Origin of the sequence: Echinicola soli, from assembly GCF_006575665.1 — a bacterium.
In the GTDB taxonomy this organism is placed as follows: Bacteria; Bacteroidota; Bacteroidia; order Cytophagales; family Cyclobacteriaceae; genus Echinicola; species Echinicola soli.
The window spans coordinates 3,454,198-3,476,620 of sequence record NZ_CP041253.1; the positions used below are offsets into that span (position 1 = coordinate 3,454,198).

Sequence of the window (22,423 nt, forward strand, 5' to 3'; positions counted from 1 at the left end):
GTTGTCACGCAACCTAAGATAGCAATGTATTGTATAGGCTGGCGCAACCCTTTTCGGAAAAGTGGATCAAGATCTGTCTAAATCGCTCATAACTGGACTTTGTGAAAATGACACGAAGTCTCAGGAACTGCTTTACCGGCAGTTTTATAGCTATGGTATGAGTGTATGCTTACGGTACACTTCCAGTAGGGAAGAGGCTGTTGAGGTGTTGCATGACAGTTTTATGAAAGTATTCACCAAAATCCATCAATATGACCCAAACCAAGTATTTAAACGTTGGTTCAGGCGGATCCTGATCAATACAGCGATCAACCATTTCAAGCGCCAACACAAGCATTATAAAACGGAGAAGCTCGATAGTGCCTTTCATGTCAAAGGCAACGAAGAAGACGCAGTGGCACAGCTAAATTACCAGGAGATGATCCAAGTGATCCAGCAGCTGTCACCAGTATATAGAACAGTGTTTAACTTGTTTGTAATCGAAGGTTATGGACATGAGGAAATCGCCGAAAAGTTGGGGATTTCCGAAGGAGCTTCTAAATCCAATCTTTCAAGGGCAAGGGCAAAATTAAGGGAACTACTAACAAGGAATCATGAAAAAGGACTGGCGAAATATGAGCGATAAGGAGCTGGATGATTTCTTCAAGCAGCAATCTGAACAGCCCGACATCCCATTTGTTCCTGACGATTGGGAAAAAATGAAGCAGCAACTTTCCCCTTCTTCAGTTAATGGTGCTCTTCGGCCCTGGTATAAACGTAGAGGAATGTGGTGGGGGCCGTTATTATTGCTTTTGATGATCGGTGGATGGATGGTTTGGAGTCATGCAAATTTGGGAAATGAGCCATCAGGTTCTATCAAAAATAGTTTTGAAGAACAGGTGATCGAAGGTAAGGAAAGAGGAAATGATGGAGTAGATGTCGACAAGGTAAATCCAGTAGATCGATCCGGGGAATCTGGTAAATCCGTAAGTAATAGTAAAAAAGAAGGAAGCCTTGGAGGTACTTATGGCGCATTTAAAGAGGATGAAACGCTTATAGCGAAAGTAAATTTAGCAAAAAATACAGTACGGGAAGAAAGCGAACGATTGTCGACCGAGGCTGTCCCTTCACCATTAAGAGATGGGGTAGATATTTGGACCCCTGTGTTCGGGAAACTGGGGGGACTTGAAAATGGAGAACTTTCCTATCCATTAAAAACTGATGATTCCTTGGTGCCCTATGAGGAGAAGAAAAAGCGACAGCCTGAATTTTGGCATGATCGCCGCTGGAGTGTTGCGGGCTTGTTATCTCCCGACATCAGTGCACTAAAATGGAAAGATATCCATGGAGTAGGTACCAGCGTGGGCATAAATATCGAATACTTTATCCATCCGAAATGGAGTGTCAATTTAGGTTTCCTGTATGCATTTAAAACCTACCAAGGAGAAGAGGATTACAGTGCATTTGGCAATTATGGTACGGGCAAGGTCGGCTTGAAAGGAGATTGTTATGTGTTTGATGTGTCCAATGATGTGCGGTATTATGCTGTCAACCGTGAATTGGACAGGTGGTACCTTAGCGTAGGTTTATCTTCATATTTCATGCTAAGGGAAAAGTACGAAATGAATTATGAGTCCAGTAATGGTTATCCTGTTCATAAGGAGCTGGATATTAAAAATGAAAATAGTCATCTTTTCAGTGTCGTCAACCTCAGTGTAGGATATGAAAGGAACTTATCTGAAAGGTTATCACTACAGGTTGCTCCTTATTATAAAGTACCTTGGCGAGGTGTGGGAGAAGGTGAAGTCAATCTTAAAAGTGCAGGCGTTTTGATCGGTTTAAAGTATGGCTGGTGATGATTCCTGATAAGAAAACTACAAAGATTATAGAAATAAGGATTGAACTTTCCGCTTGAAATAGAGTTCAGGAGGTTCAATGAAAAATTATTGTGTCAATCATAAACCCAATTAACCAATGAAAAAGCAAGCAATATACCTGTTTAGCTCTATGCTATTGATATGTATGGTAGCAATGAGCTGTAATGACAATGATGAGGACCCAAAACCAATAGAGCAGAAAAAAGTCTACACCTTAAACCAAGTGGGCGATTCTGGGGTGATGGGAACAGTGACATTTACCAAGCAAAATGATGATTTTACGATGGTTTCAATCGAACTGGAAGGGACGATGGATGGAGATATGCATCCTTCCCATATCCATGCCAATTCGGCCAGTGAAGGAGGAGGAATCCTTATTGATTTGACCAGTGTGGATGGAGAGACAGGCAAAAGTGAAACTTCGGTAACCCAACTAAACGACGGAACTCCCATAACCTACCAGGAGCTGATTGCCTTTGATGGATATGTCAATGTCCATAAGAGTCCTTCAGAGCTGTCCACCTTGCTAGCTCAAGGAAACATAGGGAGTAATGTGGGATCAAGTAGTGGAAATGGGGGAGGCAGTTATTAAAGGGAATTCTGAGAAAGTGGAGTTTTGATTCCACTTTCTCCTTTATAAAGTTTTTACACTAAACCTAAGAGACAATGAACAAGCTAAGATTAATAATTTTCGGGATTTTATTGACTGTAGGAATGTCCTGCAGCAGCGAAAATGAAGATGATATCCAGCCAGATCCTTCGGGAGATCGGTGTGAAGATGTATCGGCCACGCTCTCCGGCGATGTGCAGTCGATCATCACCAGTAATTGTGCAGTACCTGGTTGCCATGTATCCGGGACCGGAAGGGTGGATTTTACTAATAAGCAAAACATCATCCAAAGGGCATCCACCATCAACTCTTACGTGCAGGATGGTATCATGCCACCATCAGGGTCTGGAAAAAGTCTCACAGCAGGAGAGAAGGATGATATCTTTTGCTGGGTATCGGCGGGTGCCCAGGATAATTAAATTTAGTATTTTGATTTAATAAAAGGAGTAATATGAAAGTATTTTTGATGTTAATGACGTTATGGACTTTTGCTTTGCCTGCTTTGTCGCAGTCTTATCGTACCCAAAAGTGTGCTGTAAGTTTCTTTTCAAGTGCTCCACTGGAAGATATTAAGGCAGACAATAAGGAAGCCATTGGTGTGTTCAATGCAGGTTCTGGGGATTTTGCCTTTGTGGTTCAGATCAAAGGGTTCCAATTTGCCAAATCTCTAATGCAGGAGCATTTCAATGAAAACTTTATGGAATCGGATAAATACCCTAGAGGGACATTTGAAGGGAAAATCAAAGGGTACGATCTGAATAAAGACGGGGTGCAGAAGGTGACTGCCAGTGGAAAAATGAACATCCATGGTGTGGAACAGCCGATGGATGTTGATGGTAAACTGACCGTTCTTGGGGAAAGAGTGATCATGGATGCCGTATTTCCGGTCAAATTGGAAGATCATAAGATAGATATCCCAAAAATCCTCTTTCAAAAAATCGCCGAGGAGGTGGAAGTAACGGTACATTTTGAATTTAAAGAAGAATAAAACATGGGATTTTTATTTCGTTTCGGAACCGCTCTGGTTTACTTGGTCCTGATGGCCGGATGTGTCTATGGACAAGATAACCTTTTAGATCAACTGAAAGAGGAAGTATCTCCAATAGAGGATCTTACGTATGGGACATTTAAGGGAACCCGTCTCATCAACGGCCATACTGTGGAAACTCGTGGAGCGGGCAATTTGGACTTTATTATTAGCCATCGATTCGGTACGGTCAATTCTGGCGGATATAATTTCTTTGGTCTGGATGATGCCAATGTCCGGTTGGGGCTGGAGTATGCTTTTACGGATAATCTGACCGTGGGGGTTGGCCGGAATTCCTTTCAGAAAGTTTATGATGGATTTGTGAAATATAAGTTGCTAAAGCAACAAAGCGGAAAGAAGAAAATCCCCGTAACGGTGACATGGTATTCCAATGTGTCTGTCAATACGTTCAAAAGGCCAGAGCTGCCCATGACCTTCCAAAGAAGGTTGGCGTACGCCAACCAAGTGTTAATAGGACGTAAATTCTCCGAAGGATTGTCTCTTCAGCTGATGCCAAGCTATGTCCATCAAAACCTGGTACCAACTGCTATGGACAAGAATGACCTCTTTGCGGTAGGAGTAGGAGGAAGGCTAAAGCTGACGCCACGGACATCGCTGAACATGGAGTATTATTACCGTGTCAATCCCTCTGATGATGATGGTTATTACAATGCCCTTGCCATTGGGTTTGATATCGAGACGGGTGGCCACGTCTTCCAGCTTCAGCTGACCAATGCCCAGTCCATGACCGAGACGGGATTTATCCCTGCCACGACAGGTAATTTCTGGGACGGCGATATCCATTTTGGGTTTAATATATCGAGGTCATTTCAGCTGAAGGACAAAGGTAAGAAGTGGTAAAAGGGTATCAAGTAAGAAGATGATAGTATTGAGTATTAAGTCCTGAGTATTGAGACATGAGACCTGATCATAACGTCTCCGAAAGTATCAGGGCAGGCTATTGCGAACGCAGAGCAACGGAGTGAGGCAATCTCCATCTCTTTAGACGAGACTGCCTCGTTCCCGATAGCCTCCGGGACAAGCTGTTCCTCTCTGTTTGGCACCATACAGGCCTGCTTGGCACCGGACAAGCCTGCTTGGCACCAGACAAGCCTGCTTGGCTTCAGACAAGCCTGTTTTACACCAGACAAGCCTGCTTGGCTTCAGACAGGCCTGCTTGGCTTCAGACAAGCCTGCTAAGAGCAGACAATTCGTCATGCTTGGTCACAGCTCTCGCTATAGCAAAAGTCCGGAGGAGTTTAAAAGGAATTGGTCAAAACTTTCATCTATGGAAAGACCAGTTATTACTATGTTTGACACTGAAAACCAATGATTAAGCCGGCCAACTATAATAAGGGAAGTACAATTTGTATAAAGCAAGCCAGCATTCCTCTCCGCGGTGGCGGAGAGGTTGGGGAATCTGTTGAATTGGTCAATGAGATAGAAAATATCAATGCAAGACTGCTTCAAGATAAGAGTCTACATTTTCCGCTGTAATTACTTCGAGGGGAAACAGCTCTTTTGAGGGGGCCTTTTTCTTAAAGAGAAGGTGATTGGCAAGGTGGTAGATGCCACGGAACAATTGTCGACTGGGATTTTGGTGGATTAAAAAGGCTATTTTGTCATTTTTTAGTAAGGCTATATTTTCTTTGAGCAGGTCATATCCTACAATGCTGATGTGCCCAAGGCCATTTTTTTCAAGTACACCAGCGGTTAATTTAGCTCCAGATGATGTGGGGATAAACAGGCCTTTGATGTCATTTTTCTTGATGGCAATAATGAGCTTTTCCTCAAAAGTGTCCATATCATTTCCTTCTATGATTACTGCACTTACTGTTTGTGAAGGGCGTATTGACCGAAAAAAATCTCTGAAGCCCCTTTCTTTTTCACGGAAATGGACCGAGTGCTGTACACTTTCCCTGATGTGCAGGATAGTCACTTTTCCTTCCCTGTGTTTGGAAGCGAGGTGGAGCAATGAAGCCCCGAGTTTTCCACTTTGATATGAATCCTGACCGATAAAAGAAAGTGGTGATACTTCTGATATCATGGTGTTAAAGTGTATATAGGGAATACCAAGCTGGTCAAGTTGTTTAAAGAAATCAACCGCCTCATTTTGGAAGATAGGAGCGCTCACTACGGCGTCTGGAGAGGCTTTTAGTAACTTTTCAGCTGCTGCTGTATATGATTTGGCGTTTTCCAATTCAAAAAAATAAGGCTGAAGTTCCATGTGGTAAGGCCTCCATTCTTTTTGCGCGATATCCAGTCCCGTCAAGGATAGCTTCCAGTACGGGTCTTGGCCTGGATGTGGGATCAAAAGCGCTATGGTAAACACTTTACTGGAACCAAGGGTCTTGGCAAGTAAATTTGGAGTGTAATCGATTTCTTCAAGGACTTTTTCTACCTTTTTCCTGGCCTTTTCCGAAACCTTTCCTCTTTTGTGGATCACACGGTCCACTGTGCCAACAGACACACCGGAAAGCTTGGCAATGTCCTTAATCCGGATCATATTTTTATTCATAGGGTCATTCATGTTAGGGTATTGTTAGTCGCTTTACAAAATTATTAATTATTCAAATGATGAATATAGAAATCAAATTCCAATCAGTTGTCATTTTAGGAATTGGTAACGTTTGCATAATCTAAGATTTAATTAGTCACCTATAAAATGCTTCTATTAAGGATTTTTTAACTAACGGCGATAAATAGGTGTTTTTCACTAATTGAGAAGTCTGTATTGTTAGTTAGTGTTTCCGCAAACAAATAAAGTGTGTGCGCAAACAATTTCAAAATATTTTTTGAAAAGAACATTATAATTTCTACTTTGGTCAGGTGAAAAAATCAACAAAGTCAAGTGAATTGCTTTAAATAATTGTTTAAAAATGAAACAGCCACAAGCTTTTATTGATTTTCAGGTCACAAAGGCAAAAAGGATAGTAAACGGGTAATCAGCCAAGCAGGCGCTGGTTTGAAACCCTGAAGCTTAGCTATGGGGAGTAGGAAACTAAAAAAACACAAAGTAAATTAATTTAATTTTATGAAGCACAAACTTTTACTTACAACAATGCTTTGCCTATTGCTGGGATTTTCGGCTTGGGCACAAGGAACTGTAACAGGAACGATCACCGATGAGGATGGTGAACCGATTCCTGGAGCCAGTATCAGGGTGGTAGATACCAATCTTGGTACAGTTACCGATTTGGACGGAGCCTATAAGATAGATGTTCCAGCTGGTAAAACGATATTGACCTTTTCTTTTGTGGGTTTTGAAACTCAGGAGGAAGAGATTGGTGGGCGGACAAAAATAGATGTGACACTTTCTCCAAGTGTTAGTGACCTCCAAGAGGTGGTGGTCACAGGAGCCATGGGCATTGAAAAGGATCCTAGAAAACTGGGTTATGCAGTATCCACGGTAGACTCCAAGGATATTCTCCAGTCGTCTCCAACAAACGTTGCTTCAGCGCTTTATGCGAAGGCTCCAGGGGTGACCATTTCCACCAATCCCGGTGGAGCGACCAGTGCCGTGGCCGTTCAGATTCGTGGTCTTAGCTCCATAAGTTATCAGCAGCAACCGCTGTTGGTAGTAGATGGGGTGATTTCGCGAAATGGAGATACCAATAACGATGGCTACTGGAGCAGTCCAAGGATCAAGGGCAACGGTATTTTGGACATTAACCCTGAAAATATTGAAAGCATAAACATTCTAAAAGGTGCTGCTGCTTCCGCACTGTACGGCTCGGATGCTGCTGCCGGTGTGATCGTAATTACCACTAAGGATGGAGGTAAGTCCAATGGTTTTGGAGTGGATTTTAATGTTTCTTATGGTGTAGAAAAAGTTGGCGTATTGCCTGATGTACAAAATATTTTTGGTCCTGGATATGATCGTGCGACCAATATGTCCATGGGGGCTGATGAAAATGGATGGGTAGAAAGAGAAGTTAATGGCCAGACGGTACATTCTCCTCTATTCAATGCTTGGGGACAGTTTGGTCCTAAGATGGATGGAAGGGATGTTTACTTCTGGGATGGGGAAACCAGACCTTATATAGCCTATGAGGATAACATGAAGAACTTTTACAGAACAGGTCACAGCGGTATTTATAATGTGGCTATTTCCAATGGTTCTGAAAAGTCCAATTATAGACTTTCCTATACCAGAAATGACTATAGGGGAGTGATGGAAGGTGGTGAGCAAAATAAAAACACCTTTAACCTGAACTCTAAATACCAAGTGGCGCCAAAAGTAAATGTGGACCTAGTAGCGACATACATCAGTGAGAAGGTCACTAACCGTCCTTGGATGGTGGACAGGATGAGCAATAACTACAGTGGTTTTTTGAATCCTGCCACTGATATCAGATGGTTTGAAGAAAAATATAAGACCAGCAAAGGATATAAATATATTCCTGCCAATGGAAACTTGTATGATCCTGACGAAGCATTTGCTTTGGTGACTGCGGGTACACCGTATATGGATTATTATTGGACACAGAGAGCTCGCCAATTTACAGAAAACACCAATCGCTTGATGGGTGCGATGACCGTTACCTATGACATTTTGGATAACTTGACTGTAAGAGGACGTGTAGGAACAGACTATACAGGATATGCTACCGAAAATAAGGAGCCTAACACTGTGCCATTATCCATAGATAACTCCGGTGTTTATGGTACTAGTCAAGATCAATATCGTATTTTCTATGGTGATGTACTGGTAAGTTATAATGCTTCTTTGGGAAATGGATATGACCTCAACCTGAGAGCAGGTTATCAGGCGAGAGAAGAAAACTACCGATACACTTCCCAAAACACCCAGGGTGGGTTGACAGAGGAAAACTGGTTTAGCTTAAATGCGTCTAGACAAAATTCTCGAGGGTATTCCACAAGATCTTATTTGGTGAAGGATGGTCTCTTTGCGATGGCTTCATTGGATGTGAAAGACTTCCTCTTTATCGAATCGTCCCTGAGACAGGAGCGTACTTCTACGCTGTATTTTGATAATAATAAATTCATATACCCTTCCATAAGTGCTGCATTTGAGTTGAGCCAGGTGGCTACACTTCCTGAGTTTATCACTTACAGTAAAATCAGAAGTTCTTACGGTGTGGTGGGGAACCCTGCTCCAGCATATCAGGCCAACGTGGTTTACAATGCAGCCAGTATTGATGGAAGACCAGCACTTTATCCATTGGCGCAGTATGGTAACAATGGCCTTCAGAACGAATTGAAGCATGAGGCAGAGATTGGCTGGGAAAACAGGTTTGCGAACAACCGATTGGGATTGAACTTGACTTACTACCAAAATACTATCAAGGATATGATCCTTCCGCTTCAAATTCCTACTTCTACAGGGGCCAATACCATTTTGTCCAACGTAGGTAATATGCAGAACTATGGTCTTGAAGTAGGCATTTCTGCGACACCTGTACAGACCTCGGACTGGGTTTGGGATATCCAGATCAATACCGGTTTCAACAGGAATAAAGTGACTACGTTGATGCCAGGCTTGGAGACATTGATCCATAGCCGTCCAGACAACGGTTCTCTTCAGATCGTTTCCCAAATCGGAGAACCAGCTGGTGATATCATGGGCTATACCCTTACCCGAGACAATAAGGGTGAATTGCTAGTGGGTGATGACGGGTATTATATTCCGGATTATGACAATTTAGTGAAGCTGGGCAATGTTCAGCCAAAAGCAGCAGGTGGCTTTATTAACAATATCGGCTATAAAAACTTTAATCTTAATGCTGTAATTGACTACAAGTGGGGAGGCCAGGTATATTCTCCTTCTATCCAGTATATGAGAAGTGCGGGTATGCTTGAAGAAACCCTATTTGGTAGAAGTGAGGAATACGGAGGATTACCATACTATGTAAATGGAGAAGGCGCTTTTGTCAGTGCTGAAGGAATGGCTGAAGGTCCAAATGGAGAAAGTATTTACCATGATGGTATGATCATGGACGGTGTGACTTCAGACGGTTCCCAAAACACCACAATAGTGGATGCTCCAAATTATTACTTGAATACCTATTATTGGGGATCCTATCCAGGATCAGGTCTAGCAGGTACGTATGAATCCGCCGTTTTTGACAATAACTATATTAAGCTTCGTGAATTAGTCGTTTCCTACACGTTGCCTAAGGCGGTGGGTAAGAAGTTTAAAGTGCAGAACATGACCATTTCTGCTTACGGTAGAAACTTGTTTTATCTCTACAAGTCTCTGCCTCACCTAGATCCTGAAGCAGCGGTAGGGACTAATTACCTCACTAGGGGTGGTATCGGTAATGGAGGTGCAGCGTCACGTTCTTACGGAATGTCCATTAGAGCTTCTTTCTAATCCATAATTCACGAAAAAGCGATGAAAAATATGAAAATTAATTTTAGATATATTGGCCTTGCCCTCTTGGTTTCTTTCGGGGTAATGAGCTGTTCAGAGGCTGATTTTGAGGATAATTACTATGATCCTGAAAAGTCTGTCTCTGCTAGTGTTGAAAAACTGTATACCGGTTTATTGTACAACAATAACTTAGAGAATAGAAATACCACTTTCCCAAGGTACTGGAATCTTTTTACTTTCCAGATCCCGATGCTAGGCACTTATTCACAGACCAATGGCTACTCCAATGGCCAAAAGATCTACGAACAGGCCACTGCGTATAATCAAGATAGATGGGACTATTATTACACTGCTTTCATTTCAAACTACAGAGAAATGGAAAACCACTATAATAGTATTGAGGATGCAGAGAAGAAGGAACAGTTCCGTCTGTTTATGGAGACAGGTAAGGTTCACCTTTATGATCAGACATCTCAAATGGTGGATATTTGGGGGGATATCCCGTTCAGCGAAGCAGGTGGACTGATCACTACTGGTGGTGATATCGTAAGACCAAAATACGACAAGGCAGAGGATATCTATACTATGATGATAGATGATTTGAAAAACATTGCCGATTTCCTTAACTCCTATGAGCCGATTGCTTTTTATAAAGGTGCGTTTGACAATGCCGATATCCTGAATCAAGGAGACATCGAAAAGTGGAAAATATATACCAATTCCTTGAGGTTAAGATTGGCAATGAGATTTTCTTACTATGATGAGGCAAAAGCACAAACGGTAGTCGGTGAAATACTGAATAACCCTGGAACGTATCCTGTGGTCTCCAATGTGGATGAGACAGTACAGTTTGTCGCTAGGGGGGAACAACTAAACTCTGTCCTTACCCACCATGGTGGAGGGATCAAGGATGCTACAATTGGGCTTACCGCACCGGGTTATATGGTCAATGACCTGATGGTCCCTAGTGTGGATCCCCGATTGAGAGTGATGTTTGCCGAAAACAAAAATGGTGATTATGTAGGTGTACCAAATGATTGGGCTGGTAGTAGGGTGACCGATTCCACTCAGGCGAATTATTTCTCACGAATAGATACTGCGACTTACAGTAGAAATGACAAATTCCCAGGGATTATCATTACTGCCGCAGAGGTTAGTTTGTTTAAAGCTGAGGCTGCTGAAAGATGGGCGATAGGTGGCGATCCTGCTGCCAATTATGAAACAGGGATTCGCCAATCCATTGAATTCCTATTCCATATTAACAGCCTGAATGACAATGCTGACGGAACTAACTTCGTACCTGAAGAAGCACCAACAGAGGAGGAAATCACAGCTTTCTTAAACAGTGATATGATTGCCTATACAGGTCCGTCAGACCAAAAATTAGCCAAGATTGGTACTCAACAATGGCTGAACCATGGGTTAATGTATGCCTATCATGCTTGGGCTGAATATCGAAGAACAGGATATCCAGTACTGGAATTTGTAGAAGATCCTAGCTCTACGCAGTCAACTTTGCCTCCATCGAGATTGTTTTATCCAGAGACTGAGCGAACGCTCAATACGGAAAATTATAATGAAGTGGCAGCAGAAGATAAAGTAGATGTGCCAATCTTCTGGGATGTAAACTAATATGGAAAATATTAATTTGCTTGAATAGCAATGGAGGTCCTGGAGCTTTTGATTTCAGGACCTCTTTTGTTTGTCTTGGTTTTACGGTTGATTATTTGCTAATAATGCGCCTTGTTTATTATGTTGAATTATCTAATTTGTTAGTTTTTATAGTTTTTAATATTGATAATGTAAAAATTAATTATTTTTATTAATAAAATTTGAATTTATTGTTCCTGTTATTAACTTTGTATCATAAAGAAAGACAAAAGGGTCTTTCAATACTGTAGGGTGATGAAATTGGCAGACATGCCCCCCTGTCTCGGGGGTGGGGATCTGGGATAAAGCAAATATCGAGCTCGTGTTTTGCCTAACTGCCCCGTGGAGGTTCGAGTCCTTCCCCTACAGCAGGTTATTTTGGGTTTATTGTTAATTGACTAAAGCTATGAGATTGTTTTCATAGCTTTTTTTGTTTTATGCGCTGAAAGTAGATTAGTCACGAATGCGGATCAAGTAATATCGGATCAAGCGGAAAAGTTGGGGGATTAGGGTTGGTTTCGATAGCACGCAGATGATGCAGATTAATAAGGTTTACGCTGATTTTTTATAATAAACGCGATTTAAAATACCGTCCTTGCGAATGCAGAGCAACGGAGTGAAGCAATCTCGTTTTCTTAATACGGGATTGCCACGTTCCCGATAGGTCGGGACAGGCTATACTTCCTCGCAATGACGGATTTATACTGATTTTATAATCTACACATTACTATTGCTAAATCAAAGAGAAATATGCTTACCAAAACCACCTGGAAATCTCTCATCTTCCAGAAATATTGCGTGGTCCTCAAAATGTGCTAAAAAGGAGGCAAGCGAAAAAGGTGAGGGCATGAATCCCTTTATTTTAATAGGATTTCTTTTTTTTTTTTGCCACAAAGATTCTAAGACCCAAAGCTGTTTGTTTTCCATGAAATTTGGAATCCGCCTACAAAACACTTCGTGTCTTGGCGACTTCGTGGCGACATACCAAATGAATATAAATCTTCTCCCGCCCCCAGAAATATTGATTGATCCGAAAAAGTTGGGGGATTAGGGTTGGTTTCGATAGCACGCAGATGATGCAGATTAATAAGATTTACGCTGATTTTTTATACTGAAGCACGCATTCCTATTGCTCAATAAGAGAGAAATATGCTTACCAAAATCGCCTAAAAATCTCTCATCCCCGAGAAATATTGCTTGCTCCGTAATATTTCTGGAGCCAGATAAATTTCATTATGCTTTTTCGAGAATCTCATTTCCTTGCAATTTTTCGGAATAATGCCGTATTCCTGTGAATTGGGTTTAAGGTGAATTTGTGGGCTTTGGTGAGGTGATTGCTGTTAAAATCGTAATCATTTTATTCGACTATTTGCCATGGGCGTTGTCCATAGCTATGAATATACCGTTCTATGCGGCTCCAGACAAGCCTGTTTTCCCCCAGACAGGCCTGCTTGGCTCCAGACAAGCCTGCTTGGCTCCAGACAAGCCTGTTTTGCACCAGACAAGCCTGCTTGGCTCCAGACAAGCCTGTTTTGCACCAGACAGGCCTGCTTGGCTCCAGATAGTCCTGTTTTCCCCCAGACAAGCCTGTTTTCCCCCAGACAAGCCTGCTTGGCTCCAGATAACCCTATTTTCTCCCAGACAAGCCTGCTTGGCTCCAAATAACCCTGTTTTCCCCTAGACAAGCCTGTTTTCTCCCAGACAGGCCTGCTTGGCACCAGACAAGCCTTTCAGGGCTTGGTTTGTGTTCACTTTTCATTTCCAAACCTGCCTGTTTTTCAGTAGCGCAGCTGTCGGGAAAACACAGGAATCCAAAAAATCAGCGAAAATCTGCCCTGTCAGCATCATCAGTGTTCTATCTAAAACAACTACACCCAGCCATCTACCCACTTTTCCACTTGATCGCACAAATTAATAGCCGAATAACGCAATCAACACAACAGCTTTATTTTCCCTAATATTTTTCTGTATTGGTTCTTACTTTGAGTTATAATCTGTTTGTATTTTAGTGGCAAAACGAAGAAAATTAGTTTTGATTCGCTATTTTTAATTTTGTAGCGAAAAATGAATTACTATGCGAAACCAAATTTTTGTAGGTTGTTTTTTGGCACCTTTAATTATGGTGGGATGCCAGTCTGCGGAAAAACAAACAAACTCTAAAGGGGATAAGCCCAATATCATTTACATTTATGCGGATGATATGGGTTATGGGGAAGTTGGTGTGAACGGGCAAGAAAAGATTAAAACTCCCAATTTGGACAAGATGGCAGCCGAAGGAATGGTTTTTACACAGCACTATACTTCATCGCCCGTCTGTGCTCCGGCACGTTGTGGGCTGATGACTGGCCTGCATACAGGACATGCTTATATTCGAGGAAATAAGCCTGTATTGCCCGCTAGTTTTACAGATGCAGTCGAAAATGGCCAGCAACCTCTCCCAGATGGCACAGTTACTATCGGTAAAATGCTTCAGAAAGCTGGATATGTGACCGGGGCAATAGGTAAATGGGGACTGGGAATGACAGGTAATTCAGGTGCGCCCAACCGGCAAGGCTTCGACTATTTTTACGGGTATCTTGATCAGCGACAGGCCCATAATTTTTACCCTACCCACCTTTGGGAAAACGACCAATGGGACAGCTTGGCCAATCCCTATATTTTTGTTCACACTCCCTCTTCCCGTGGAAGCGAAGGCAACGCACAGGCAATGGAGCGTTTTGCAAAAAGTGACTTGGATTATGGTGATGAAGGATTTTTTGAAGCATACAAAGGAGAAGAATATGCCGTGGACAAAATGACCGAGAAGGCTACGCAGTTTATTCAGGGCAATAAAGATCGGCCTTTCTTTCTTTACTTACCCTATACCATTCCACATGTTTCCCTTCAGGTGCCAGATGCCGCTTTGGAGCCGTATATGGGCAATTTTGAAGAGGAGCCTTATTTAGGCCAGCAAGGCTATGCTCCCCATGAGTTTCCTAAATCTGCCTATGCAGCGATGATCAGCTACCTTGATCAGGAAGTAGGAAAGATCCTTCAATTGTTAAAAGCCGAAGGGCTTGATGAAAATACTTTGGTGATATTTACCAGTGACAATGGGCCTACCTTTAATGGAGGAGTGGATGCAGCGTATTTTAATAGCACAGCCGGATTACGTGGACTTAAAATGGATGTTTATGAAGGAGGAATTCGTATGCCGATGGTTGCCCGATGGCCAGGTAAAGTACCTGCCAACAGTAAAACCGATCATGTCTCAGCCCAGTACGATGTGATGGCTACTTTTGCTGATCTTGCTGGAATAGAAGCACCAATAGGCACGGATGGAATCAGTTTTCTGCCTGCACTGATGGGGAAGATAATAAAGCAGGAACACCATGAGTTTCTCTACTTTGAATACCCGGAAAAAGGTGGACAATTGGCCATTCGAATGGGCAAATGGAAAGGTGTTAAAACTGGACTAAGGCAGCAGCCTCATGCAGATTGGGAACTGTATGACCTGCAGAAAGATATTAATGAAGTCAATAATGTAGCGAAACAGCATGCCGATATTATTAAACAACTGGAAGTGATTGCCAAAAGGGAGCATGGTGAACCAGTTTTTGAGGAATGGGACTTTATGGATAAAGTACTTTCAGAATAGTAGCTTAATTTGATAGCGTATAATCCAAACGATTACCATTCCAATGAGTAAATAACAAGCTAATCGAAGACCATGAAAAGTCATCCCAAAAGCGTCCTTTTTATTTGTTTGCAAGCGATTGTCCTCTTGTTAGCTTCCTGCACTGAAAAGCATGTAGCCAGAAGACCTAATGTCATCCTGATCAATGTGGATGATTTGGGCTGGAAGGATTTAGGGTTTATGGGCAGCCACTATTATGAGACCCCCCACTTGGATCAATTTAGCAAGGAAGGCCTGGTCTTTACCAATGCCTATGCCGGCGCTTCCAATTGTGCGCCCTCACGGGCTTGCATGATCAGTGGACAGTATGGTCCAAGACATGGAGTTTATACGGTAAGCCCATCCGATAGAGGAGATCCAAGAACCCGTCGTGTCACTGCGGTGAAGAATGAGGATACGCTGGCTGATTCGCTATATACCCTTGGGGAGATGTTTCAAGATAATGGGTATGCCACTGCTACTATTGGAAAGTGGCACTTGAGTGATGATCCTACCAAGATGGGATTTGATCTTAACGTGGCCGGGAACCATCGAGGAAACCCCGGTAAAGACGGCTATTTCAGTCCTTATAAGGTGTCCAATTTAGTCAACGGCCCGGAAGGAGAGTACCTGACAGACAGGCTGACCAATGAAGCTATTGGTTTTGTGAAGCATCATAAAGAAGATCCTTTTTTCTTGTATTTGCCATTTTATACGGTGCATAGTCCACTTATGGGGAAGCATGATTTGATAGATAAATACAAGGCCAAGTCAGGTTCGGATGGACAAGAGCATCCTGTATATGCCGCCATGGTAGAGGCGATGGATCAAAATGTAGGGCGGCTATTGAAGGTGTTGGGGGAATTGGGATTGGAAGAAAATACGATGGTGGTTTTTACCTCTGATAATGGCGGTATCCGTAAGATTTCCCGTCAAGATCCCCTTCGTGCAGGAAAGGGAAGTTACTATGAAGGAGGGATCAGGGTACCGATGGTTATCCGTTTTCCGGGAAAAATTCCTGCTGGTAAGAAAGTGGTTGATCCGGTGTTGCAAATGGATTTATTCCCCACGTTTCAATCGCTTATTCAGGCAGAGAAAAGAAGCTCTCGGGTGGATGGTGTAGATCTAGCACCGTTGTTGTTTGAAGGGAAAGAACTTCCTCAGCGTGAGTTATACTGGCATTTTCCAATCTATTTGGAGGCTTATTCGCCAAAAGATGACCAGGCACAGGACCCATTGTTCAGAACCCGGCCGGGGTCAGTGATCAGATATGGTAAATGGAAGTTGCATGAGTATTTTGAAGATGGTAGTTTAGCACTGTACAACTTAGAAGAAGATCTTGGTGAGAAGCACAATGTAATCGAAAAATACCCAGAAGTAGTTATTGATTTATGTGAGAGGCTTAAGGCATGGCGGGGCTCTACACATGCCCCGGTTCCCATTAAGCAAAATCCTGCTTTTGACCAAGCCTTCGAGACAATGAAAATTAAACAAGTGATGCAAAAATGAAGAAATTCTTAACGGTTGTTTTCAGCTTTATCATCATGCATGCTTCTGTAAAAGCCCAGGAGCTAGCTTGGTATGATCCCTTATCGGAGGATTTTGGGGTGGTGGAAGGTCAGGGCTGGCAAAATATAGCCTTCAATCGGCTCCCTGACACCGCGAAAGAAGTGGTCAGAGAGCCTGTTTGGGGACTTTCTCGCAACGCTGCCGGGTTACTGCTAAGGTTTACCACTGGAGCGAATGAGATCAAGGTAGAATTTACACCAGGTCCAAGATTATCCATGCCTCATATGCCTTCTACAGGCGTCTCTGGTCTGGATCTTTACGCCAGGGACGGTGCAGGAGCGTGGATGTGGGTCAGGGGCAAGTATCATTTTGGCAAGGATAAAGTCAGCTATTCATTCATCACACCAGATAATCCCGCGGGAGGCAAGGAATACCTGCTTTATCTTCCGCTATATAACAGTTTGAGTGATCTTAAAATTGGGGTAGAGGAGAGCAAGGATTTTGGTTTTATGCCGAAAAGAGAAGCTCCGCCAATCGTAGTTTATGGTACCTCTATTGCCCAAGGAGCTTGTGCCAGTCGACCCGGAATGGCTTGGACCAATATCGTTGGAAGAGCCCTTGAGGTACCCATGGTCAATTTGGCTTTTTCTGGAAATGGACGGTTGGAACCAGAAGTATTGGATTATGTAAAGGCCATCGATGCAAGTGTGTTTGTGTTGGATTGTCTGCCAAACCTTGGCCCTTGGGGAGGATATACGGAAAAGGTGGTAAAAGACAAAATCCTCCAGTCTGTCAAGATGCTAAAGACAGCCCATCCAGCTACTCCTGTCCTCTTGGTAGAGCATGCAGGATATTCGGATGGATGGATTGATGCAGATAGGAAAAGCGCCTATACAAATCTGAACAAATGGACAGAAAGTTGTTTTCAGGAACTGAAGGAGGCTGGGGTGCAAGGATTGTTTCTGCTTTCCCATGGGGAGATTGGCATGGGAAACGATGATTTTGTGGACGGTACCCATCCTACGGATTTGGGTATGCAGCGGTATGCGGATGCGTATATCAAGAAACTCAGTGAAATATTAAAAGAGCAATAAATAGATCGCTTTACCAGTGAAACTGTTTCTCCCCAATGGGGTCACATGGCCCCGCCCAAAGCCAGGTATAAGTTTACCCGTTGTATGATTTTTTCAGTTTGTACCCGAAGGAGACTGATTCTCGAGGAGAAAAGATCCATTTGCTGAATGGTAACATCTCGCAAATCAGATTTGCCTACTTTATAGGCGATTTGCTCCAGCTCAAAGGCCTTTCGATTATGTTTGACTTCTTGGGAAAGGATTTTTTCTCGTCCATCGATATTTTGGACCGTTTCCAGAGCAGTTTCTACATCATTGATTGCAGCAAGGACTGCTTGGGCGTAAATGGTGGTGGCCTGTTCTTGCTCTAAGGTTTTGATTTCTATATTCTCCTTGAGCATTCCACCTTGGTAAATAGGAGCCACCAAGGATCCTCCAATGCTTCTGATGGGATTGGAAAATTCAGGTACCAGGGAAATGACTTGACTGTTGATGGCGCCAAAATTACCTGTCAGGCTCAGCTGAGGAAGTCTTGCTGCTTTGGCAGACCGGACCCGGTGAAAGCTGGCATTGAAGCGATGCTGTGCTGCCATTACATCCGGTCTGCGCTCCAACAACTGCAAGGGAATACCAGCAGGAATGGTGCTGCTGATGGTTAGCAGAGAATCGGAGACGCCTACTTCTGCATGGGGATATCTACCTAAAATCAACTCCAATGCCCTTAACTGATTATGATGTGCCAATTCCAGCATCTGACGCCCATCTTTTGCGGTACTAAGGTTTGCTTGGGCTACAGCCAAGTCCTTTTCGTTTCCAATACCTACTTCAAATCGCTTTTCGGCAAGCTCAACCAGGGTCTTTGAAAGCGTAACCATCTCCTCGGCGAGTTTCATTTCAAGGAATAACTCAGTGGCCAGATAATAATTTTTCACCACTGTAGCAGCTAATGAGAGCCTTGCATAACTGACTTCCATTCCCAAGGCTTTATACTCTTCTATTTGCGCCTGTTTGGTGTTTCTGAGCTTTCCCCAAATGTCTAGTTCCCATGAAGCCGAAAAGACCGCTCCATTCAGTCCACCAGCGAAACTTCCTCCCAACTTACTGTTTTCCCTGGCCAAAATATTAATGGCAGGTCTTAGGGCTCCTTGGGCCATTTTCACATACCCTTTGGCTTGGGCAAGCCTTGATTCACTGATTTTTAGATCGGAATTGTAGACCAAAGCCTCCTTGACCAACGTGTCCAAGATAGGATCTGAAAATTCCACTAGCCAGTTTTCTGTAAATTCCGTGGAGTCTGACTGTCCATTTCGGGCTTCTTGCCAAGAGGAAGGAAGGATAAAATGGGCAAACGCTTGCTCTTGGAGTTCCTCCGAGGTAGGTGGAGATTTTACCTTGCAGCCAATTGGCAGGCTGGTGACGATGAGCGTGAGGATGCAAATACCAAGATGAAAATGTCGCCTCATAGCATTAATGTAGTTTAATAATCAGCCAATCCAGTTTGGTTCCCACCCGTATTATAACCTTTCTTATTAAATGGATTAATTTTCCGTGTTCCGTATAAATGGCGCCTTGCCCTACTGCTCCTGGTGCCAAGAAAACATCCTCGTTTTCGTCTATTTTTAATCGTACGGCAAATCTTCCTTCGTGATGTCCCTCCTCACGGGTGTCGGGGATTCTGCCGCTAGTGGTGAGCTGTCCCTGCGCATTGGCCCAGACGATGTGGTCTACTGTGCATTTAATGATCGTGTTTGGGTGGGTCTTGATGGCAATTTCGGCTTCGTTTCCGTCTTCCACCAGCCGCAGCTCATTTTGTGCATAGAGGGCTACGACCCATTGCTCATCTTCCACAAATGTCATCACAGGTTTTATGGGGAATTGGACAGCCATAGCACCTGTCCTCAATTGCAGATTGACTACTCTTCCATCAGCTGGGGCACGATAAACGGTCTGATCCAGTTCCCACCTTGCCAGTGCCAGGTCAGATTTGGCCTGCTCAAGGACAGCACGGGCTTCGGAAATTTCCGCTAGTTCACCTTCACTGGATTGAGCGGAGAGTTTTTGGATTATTTGGGATTTTTCAGATTCGGCCACGGCAAGTTGGGCTTCCAGATTTTTGAGGTTGGTTTCTGCCTCTTCAAAATCGAAACGGGATCCTGCTCCGCTTTGGGCCAATTCGCGGGTTTGGTCCAGGCGCTTTAAGGCCAGATCTATTTGGGTATTGATGACCCTGATGTGGTTATTGGCCGTGGTAAGTTGAGATTCCAACTCCCGATCGAAAGCCTCTGCACTGACCAATTTAGCCTCTAATCCCGGAAGTTTTGCTTCCAAGGTGTTTACTTTTAGTTGAAAGGGTGTAGGATCTATCAGGAAAAGCGTATCGTCTTTTTTTACATGTTCGTTGGGCTCTACAGGTACGTCCACGACCAGTCCAGTGACACGTGGGACTACTTCGACATTATAGTTCATCACCCTGACATCATGCGATGAAGGCGCTACGATATTAAGGAAAAGGATGAGTAACGTGATGGCCACGACAGGTATAGTAATGACAGTAACCTGGGTAATGGTGTTCCAAGGCAGGAGCTTAAATTTAAAAAATATCAACCAGATGATACCGGCATATATCAGTAGTAATAATATCTCCATGATGCAAAGGTGGAATTAAGGGTACTAATGGATCGTTTAGGTATTCTATTTTCAGGAATCGCCCTGATCTTTATTTTTGCTTTGGTTAAATTCTTTCAGTGTCTCTTCATGGTAATCCCCTTTGTCGGTGCCATAGGCCATTTTGTAGAAAACGGGTTTGGAATAGGCCCATAGCCAGGCCAATGGCCAAAGCAGCCCTCCAAAAACTAGCGATAAGATGCAGAGGGTCTTGATAGCCTGGGCTTGTGGATGCTGTCGCTTTTCGGCAATTTTTTCTGGAAGGACATGGACCATAAGGAAGACTCCGATTCCCACTATAGGGGCTACGATAAGTGCAATCCAGCTCACTATGTCAGCTAATTTGTCTTCGAAAGTAGAGGCATAGAGCAATGATGGCGAGGATGCAATGCTAATTGTCAACATCAATAGCTTGTTAAATAGTGAACTGCTTTTCATACTTAATTGCTGTTTAAGAACTCTTGTGGTTGGTATAGCCCAATAACTTAATAGTTGGTGAAGGATTCTCCTTGGGGATTAGATGATCAGAAAAGTTGATTTCCTCAAAGGTAAACTGATGATAGTTAAAGTTAGTGGATTTAAAAGATGAGAAGGGATGTTGATACCGCTGTCTTGTGAAAAATTATAAATCCATGCAATATAATTCCTGACCAATATAGGGCTGTCACATCTCGGTATGAATGGCTTCGTCTGCTAAAGGAGAAACAGCATAGTTCCACTTTGGCAAATTAAGAAAGTGCCTTAAAAAGAACCCTTCCCAATGTATCGGGACAGGTTTTCTCGTCGCTTCAAGGAATCTCATTAAATAACCGTAACATGACAAAGTAGGAATAGTAATTGTTGATCAGGTTTTGGCCATCATTCCAAAAGGTGCGGGACGAATTAACAATAGTTCTCCAGATTTGCCGGGTTTCCCAGATCCGTCCATGTGCCGAATTATTCCGAAAACCAATAATGAACGAGACAGCTGTACCGATTAGCGCAATTGGGGTAAATGGGACTTGTATCAAACGGTCACTCAGTGTATAAATCAATACTTCAATCAGCCCAGTTCCAACAAGTTGCTAGGTTTCGACATGCGTCCAAATGGCCATGTCTTTGATGCTAAATACTGTTTTTGTAATGATATTGTTGCGAAAATAATGACTTCTGAATAAGATCACCTATAGGGTGTTTCATCACGAGAAATAGGATGCTCTTCTACGATTTGCCATTGAAAGTTTAGCGTCAAACGACTATGTCCCCGGAAAGGTGTTTTAGTGCGAAGGAATTTTCTCTTTTTAGTTAGGAGTGCTTCGTTTACAGTGGTATTACGAATCAAGGAATGGTGGCTTTCTCTTGGCAACTCTTTGTGCTCCTTTACAGATACATAATGACGTCTAAAAGTCTTGAATTTGGTTTTTAGTGCTTTTTGCAATTCTATAAAGTAAATGTCCTCATAACCATAATGTCCACAGAACTCCTCGTCCACGCCAAGTGACTTGTAGAACGTTGATTTGCTACAGAAAAAAGTGTTTGGGTGCGGATGGTGAGGCTTTCCATTTTTTAATCTTTTGAAATTGTAAATGCCCTTAGGTATCGGCTGATCTAGTAAAAGCCGCAATGTTTCTACTGGAAATGTATGGTCAAGGTCGGTAAGAACGAGTTTGGCCGATTTGGCGATAAGTACTCCTAGGTTCCGGGCTCCACCTTGGTTCCAAGGGATATTGTCAGAAATACGCGCTAGGGTGAAACTGAGCTTTTGGGAGGTGATTTCTACTTTTACCGGGGAGCAATCATCTACGAAAACAAAATGGACCTTCCCTAGTATTTCCTGGTCATACTCTTCACATTTCGAAATAAAGTCGTCCATAATCTTAACATCGGAGTTTTCGATGTAAACAGGTACGACGTAAGTTAATTCAATAGCTGAAAATGATGAGCGTACCATGGGGTCAACGTGATTTTTGATGCCCTGAAAGTAGTATAATGTTCGTTGACTTGCAAGGGAGGTAAAAGAATGTCTTATATGTCATTTCCTTTGGAAAGTTAATATAGCTAAT

Annotated in this window: 18 protein-coding genes; 11 read left to right on the forward strand and 7 right to left on the reverse strand. The window is 43.0% G+C overall.

Features of this window, described 5'->3' with window-relative positions; translation table 11 throughout:
• The first annotated feature begins 157 nt into the window (after positions 1 to 157).
• The 6 genes from FKX85_RS13640 (at position 158) to FKX85_RS13665 (ending at position 4,354) form a co-directional block, all read left to right on the forward strand.
• The gene (locus tag FKX85_RS13640; RefSeq protein ID WP_229239626.1) at positions 158 to 625 is read left to right on the forward strand and encodes an RNA polymerase sigma factor; all 468 of its coding nucleotides are present in this window, start codon (positions 158 to 160) and stop codon (positions 623 to 625) included.
• The gene (locus FKX85_RS13645) at positions 594 to 1,835 is read left to right on the forward strand and encodes a porin family protein (protein ID WP_141615256.1); all 1,242 of its coding nucleotides are present in this window, start codon (positions 594 to 596) and stop codon (positions 1,833 to 1,835) included. Before FKX85_RS13640 ends, FKX85_RS13645 begins: the two co-directional genes overlap by 32 nt.
• Positions 1,836 to 1,953: 118 nt before the next feature.
• Entirely contained in the window at positions 1,954 to 2,448 is a 495-nt protein-coding gene (locus FKX85_RS13650) for a CHRD domain-containing protein (protein WP_141615257.1), read from the forward strand.
• Between the two features lie 74 nt (positions 2,449 to 2,522).
• A complete protein-coding gene (locus FKX85_RS13655) occupies positions 2,523 to 2,885 on the forward strand; it encodes a 2-polyprenyl-6-methoxyphenol hydroxylase (RefSeq protein ID WP_141615258.1) in 363 nt (120 codons plus the stop codon).
• 32 nt (positions 2,886 to 2,917) lie between these two features.
• Entirely contained in the window at positions 2,918 to 3,454 is a 537-nt protein-coding gene (locus FKX85_RS13660; RefSeq protein WP_141615259.1) for a YceI family protein, read from the forward strand.
• A gap of 3 nt (positions 3,455 to 3,457) precedes the next feature.
• Entirely contained in the window at positions 3,458 to 4,354 is an 897-nt protein-coding gene (locus FKX85_RS13665; RefSeq protein WP_141615260.1) for a DUF5777 family beta-barrel protein, read from the forward strand.
• 589 nt (positions 4,355 to 4,943) lie between these two features.
• On the opposite strand, the gene FKX85_RS13670 is transcribed toward FKX85_RS13665, so the two are convergent.
• Complete coding sequence (locus FKX85_RS13670) at positions 4,944 to 6,011, reverse strand: LacI family DNA-binding transcriptional regulator (protein WP_229239627.1); 1,068 nt, start codon at positions 6,009 to 6,011, stop codon at positions 4,944 to 4,946.
• 516 nt (positions 6,012 to 6,527) lie between these two features.
• Here FKX85_RS13670 and FKX85_RS13675 point away from each other — a divergent pair.
• On the forward strand, positions 6,528 to 9,830 hold the full coding sequence (locus FKX85_RS13675; protein ID WP_141615262.1) for a SusC/RagA family TonB-linked outer membrane protein: 3,303 nt from the start codon (positions 6,528 to 6,530) through the stop codon (positions 9,828 to 9,830).
• A gap of 30 nt (positions 9,831 to 9,860) precedes the next feature.
• Complete coding sequence (locus FKX85_RS13680) at positions 9,861 to 11,462, forward strand: SusD/RagB family nutrient-binding outer membrane lipoprotein (RefSeq protein WP_141615263.1); 1,602 nt, start codon at positions 9,861 to 9,863, stop codon at positions 11,460 to 11,462.
• 1,409 nt (positions 11,463 to 12,871) lie between these two features.
• On the opposite strand, the gene FKX85_RS13690 is transcribed toward FKX85_RS13680, so the two are convergent.
• On the reverse strand, positions 12,872 to 13,141 hold the full coding sequence (locus tag FKX85_RS13690) for a hypothetical protein (RefSeq protein WP_141615265.1): 270 nt from the start codon (positions 13,139 to 13,141) through the stop codon (positions 12,872 to 12,874).
• Positions 13,142 to 13,554: 413 nt separating this feature from the next.
• On the opposite strand from FKX85_RS13690, the gene FKX85_RS13695 reads away from it, so the two are divergent.
• The 3 genes from FKX85_RS13695 (at position 13,555) to FKX85_RS13705 (ending at position 17,738) form a co-directional block, all read left to right on the forward strand.
• Positions 13,555 to 15,117 (forward strand): arylsulfatase, encoded by a 1,563-nt coding sequence (locus tag FKX85_RS13695; protein WP_141615266.1) that lies wholly within the window; start codon positions 13,555 to 13,557, stop codon positions 15,115 to 15,117.
• Between the two features lie 72 nt (positions 15,118 to 15,189).
• Complete coding sequence (locus FKX85_RS13700; RefSeq protein WP_141615267.1) at positions 15,190 to 16,644, forward strand: sulfatase; 1,455 nt, start codon at positions 15,190 to 15,192, stop codon at positions 16,642 to 16,644.
• Positions 16,641 to 17,738 (forward strand): SGNH/GDSL hydrolase family protein, encoded by a 1,098-nt coding sequence (locus FKX85_RS13705; protein ID WP_141615268.1) that lies wholly within the window; start codon positions 16,641 to 16,643, stop codon positions 17,736 to 17,738. Before FKX85_RS13700 ends, FKX85_RS13705 begins: the two co-directional genes overlap by 4 nt.
• A gap of 41 nt (positions 17,739 to 17,779) precedes the next feature.
• Here FKX85_RS13705 and FKX85_RS13710 read toward each other — a convergent pair whose 3' ends face one another.
• The 5 genes from FKX85_RS13710 to FKX85_RS13730 all read right to left on the reverse strand — a co-directional run bounded on the left by FKX85_RS13710 (position 17,780) and on the right by FKX85_RS13730 (position 22,311).
• On the reverse strand, positions 17,780 to 19,180 hold the full coding sequence (locus FKX85_RS13710) for a TolC family protein (RefSeq protein WP_141615269.1): 1,401 nt from the start codon (positions 19,178 to 19,180) through the stop codon (positions 17,780 to 17,782).
• Between the two features lie 4 nt (positions 19,181 to 19,184).
• Positions 19,185 to 20,363 (reverse strand): HlyD family secretion protein, encoded by a 1,179-nt coding sequence (locus tag FKX85_RS13715; protein ID WP_141615270.1) that lies wholly within the window; start codon positions 20,361 to 20,363, stop codon positions 19,185 to 19,187.
• Positions 20,364 to 20,414: 51 nt separating this feature from the next.
• Positions 20,415 to 20,819, reverse strand: a complete 405-nt coding sequence (locus FKX85_RS13720) for a DUF3302 domain-containing protein (RefSeq protein ID WP_141615271.1) — start codon at positions 20,817 to 20,819, stop codon at positions 20,415 to 20,417.
• Positions 20,820 to 21,169: 350 nt separating this feature from the next.
• Positions 21,170 to 21,415, reverse strand: coding sequence for a bestrophin family ion channel (locus tag FKX85_RS21915; RefSeq protein ID WP_394344987.1), 246 nt, complete (start codon positions 21,413 to 21,415; stop codon positions 21,170 to 21,172).
• Positions 21,416 to 21,540: 125 nt separating this feature from the next.
• Positions 21,541 to 22,311, reverse strand: coding sequence for a glycosyltransferase family A protein (locus FKX85_RS13730; protein WP_141615272.1), 771 nt, complete (start codon positions 22,309 to 22,311; stop codon positions 21,541 to 21,543).
• Positions 22,312 to 22,423: the final 112 nt, after the last annotated feature.

Bases quoted from the DNA above. Each gene is read 5' to 3' on its own strand.
- FKX85_RS13640 (WP_229239626.1), top strand. From the start codon at position 158: ATGAGTGTATGCTTACGGTACACTTCCAGTAGGGAAGAGGCTGTTGAG.
- FKX85_RS13645 (WP_141615256.1), top strand. From the start codon at position 594: ATGAAAAAGGACTGGCGAAATATGAGCGATAAGGAGCTGGATGATTTC.
- FKX85_RS13650 (WP_141615257.1), top strand. From the start codon at position 1,954: ATGAAAAAGCAAGCAATATACCTGTTTAGCTCTATGCTATTGATATGT.
- FKX85_RS13655 (WP_141615258.1), top strand. From the start codon at position 2,523: ATGAACAAGCTAAGATTAATAATTTTCGGGATTTTATTGACTGTAGGA.
- FKX85_RS13660 (WP_141615259.1), top strand. From the start codon at position 2,918: ATGAAAGTATTTTTGATGTTAATGACGTTATGGACTTTTGCTTTGCCT.
- FKX85_RS13665 (WP_141615260.1), top strand. From the start codon at position 3,458: ATGGGATTTTTATTTCGTTTCGGAACCGCTCTGGTTTACTTGGTCCTG.
- FKX85_RS13670 (WP_229239627.1), bottom strand. From the start codon at position 6,011: ATGAATAAAAATATGATCCGGATTAAGGACATTGCCAAGCTTTCCGGT.
- FKX85_RS13675 (WP_141615262.1), top strand. From the start codon at position 6,528: ATGAAGCACAAACTTTTACTTACAACAATGCTTTGCCTATTGCTGGGA.
- FKX85_RS13680 (WP_141615263.1), top strand. From the start codon at position 9,861: ATGAAAATTAATTTTAGATATATTGGCCTTGCCCTCTTGGTTTCTTTC.
- FKX85_RS13695 (WP_141615266.1), top strand. From the start codon at position 13,555: ATGCGAAACCAAATTTTTGTAGGTTGTTTTTTGGCACCTTTAATTATG.
- FKX85_RS13700 (WP_141615267.1), top strand. From the start codon at position 15,190: ATGAAAAGTCATCCCAAAAGCGTCCTTTTTATTTGTTTGCAAGCGATT.
- FKX85_RS13705 (WP_141615268.1), top strand. From the start codon at position 16,641: ATGAAGAAATTCTTAACGGTTGTTTTCAGCTTTATCATCATGCATGCT.
- FKX85_RS13710 (WP_141615269.1), bottom strand. From the start codon at position 19,180: ATGAGGCGACATTTTCATCTTGGTATTTGCATCCTCACGCTCATCGTC.
- FKX85_RS13715 (WP_141615270.1), bottom strand. From the start codon at position 20,363: ATGGAGATATTATTACTACTGATATATGCCGGTATCATCTGGTTGATA.
- FKX85_RS13720 (WP_141615271.1), bottom strand. From the start codon at position 20,819: ATGAAAAGCAGTTCACTATTTAACAAGCTATTGATGTTGACAATTAGC.
- FKX85_RS13730 (WP_141615272.1), bottom strand. From the start codon at position 22,311: ATGGTACGCTCATCATTTTCAGCTATTGAATTAACTTACGTCGTACCT.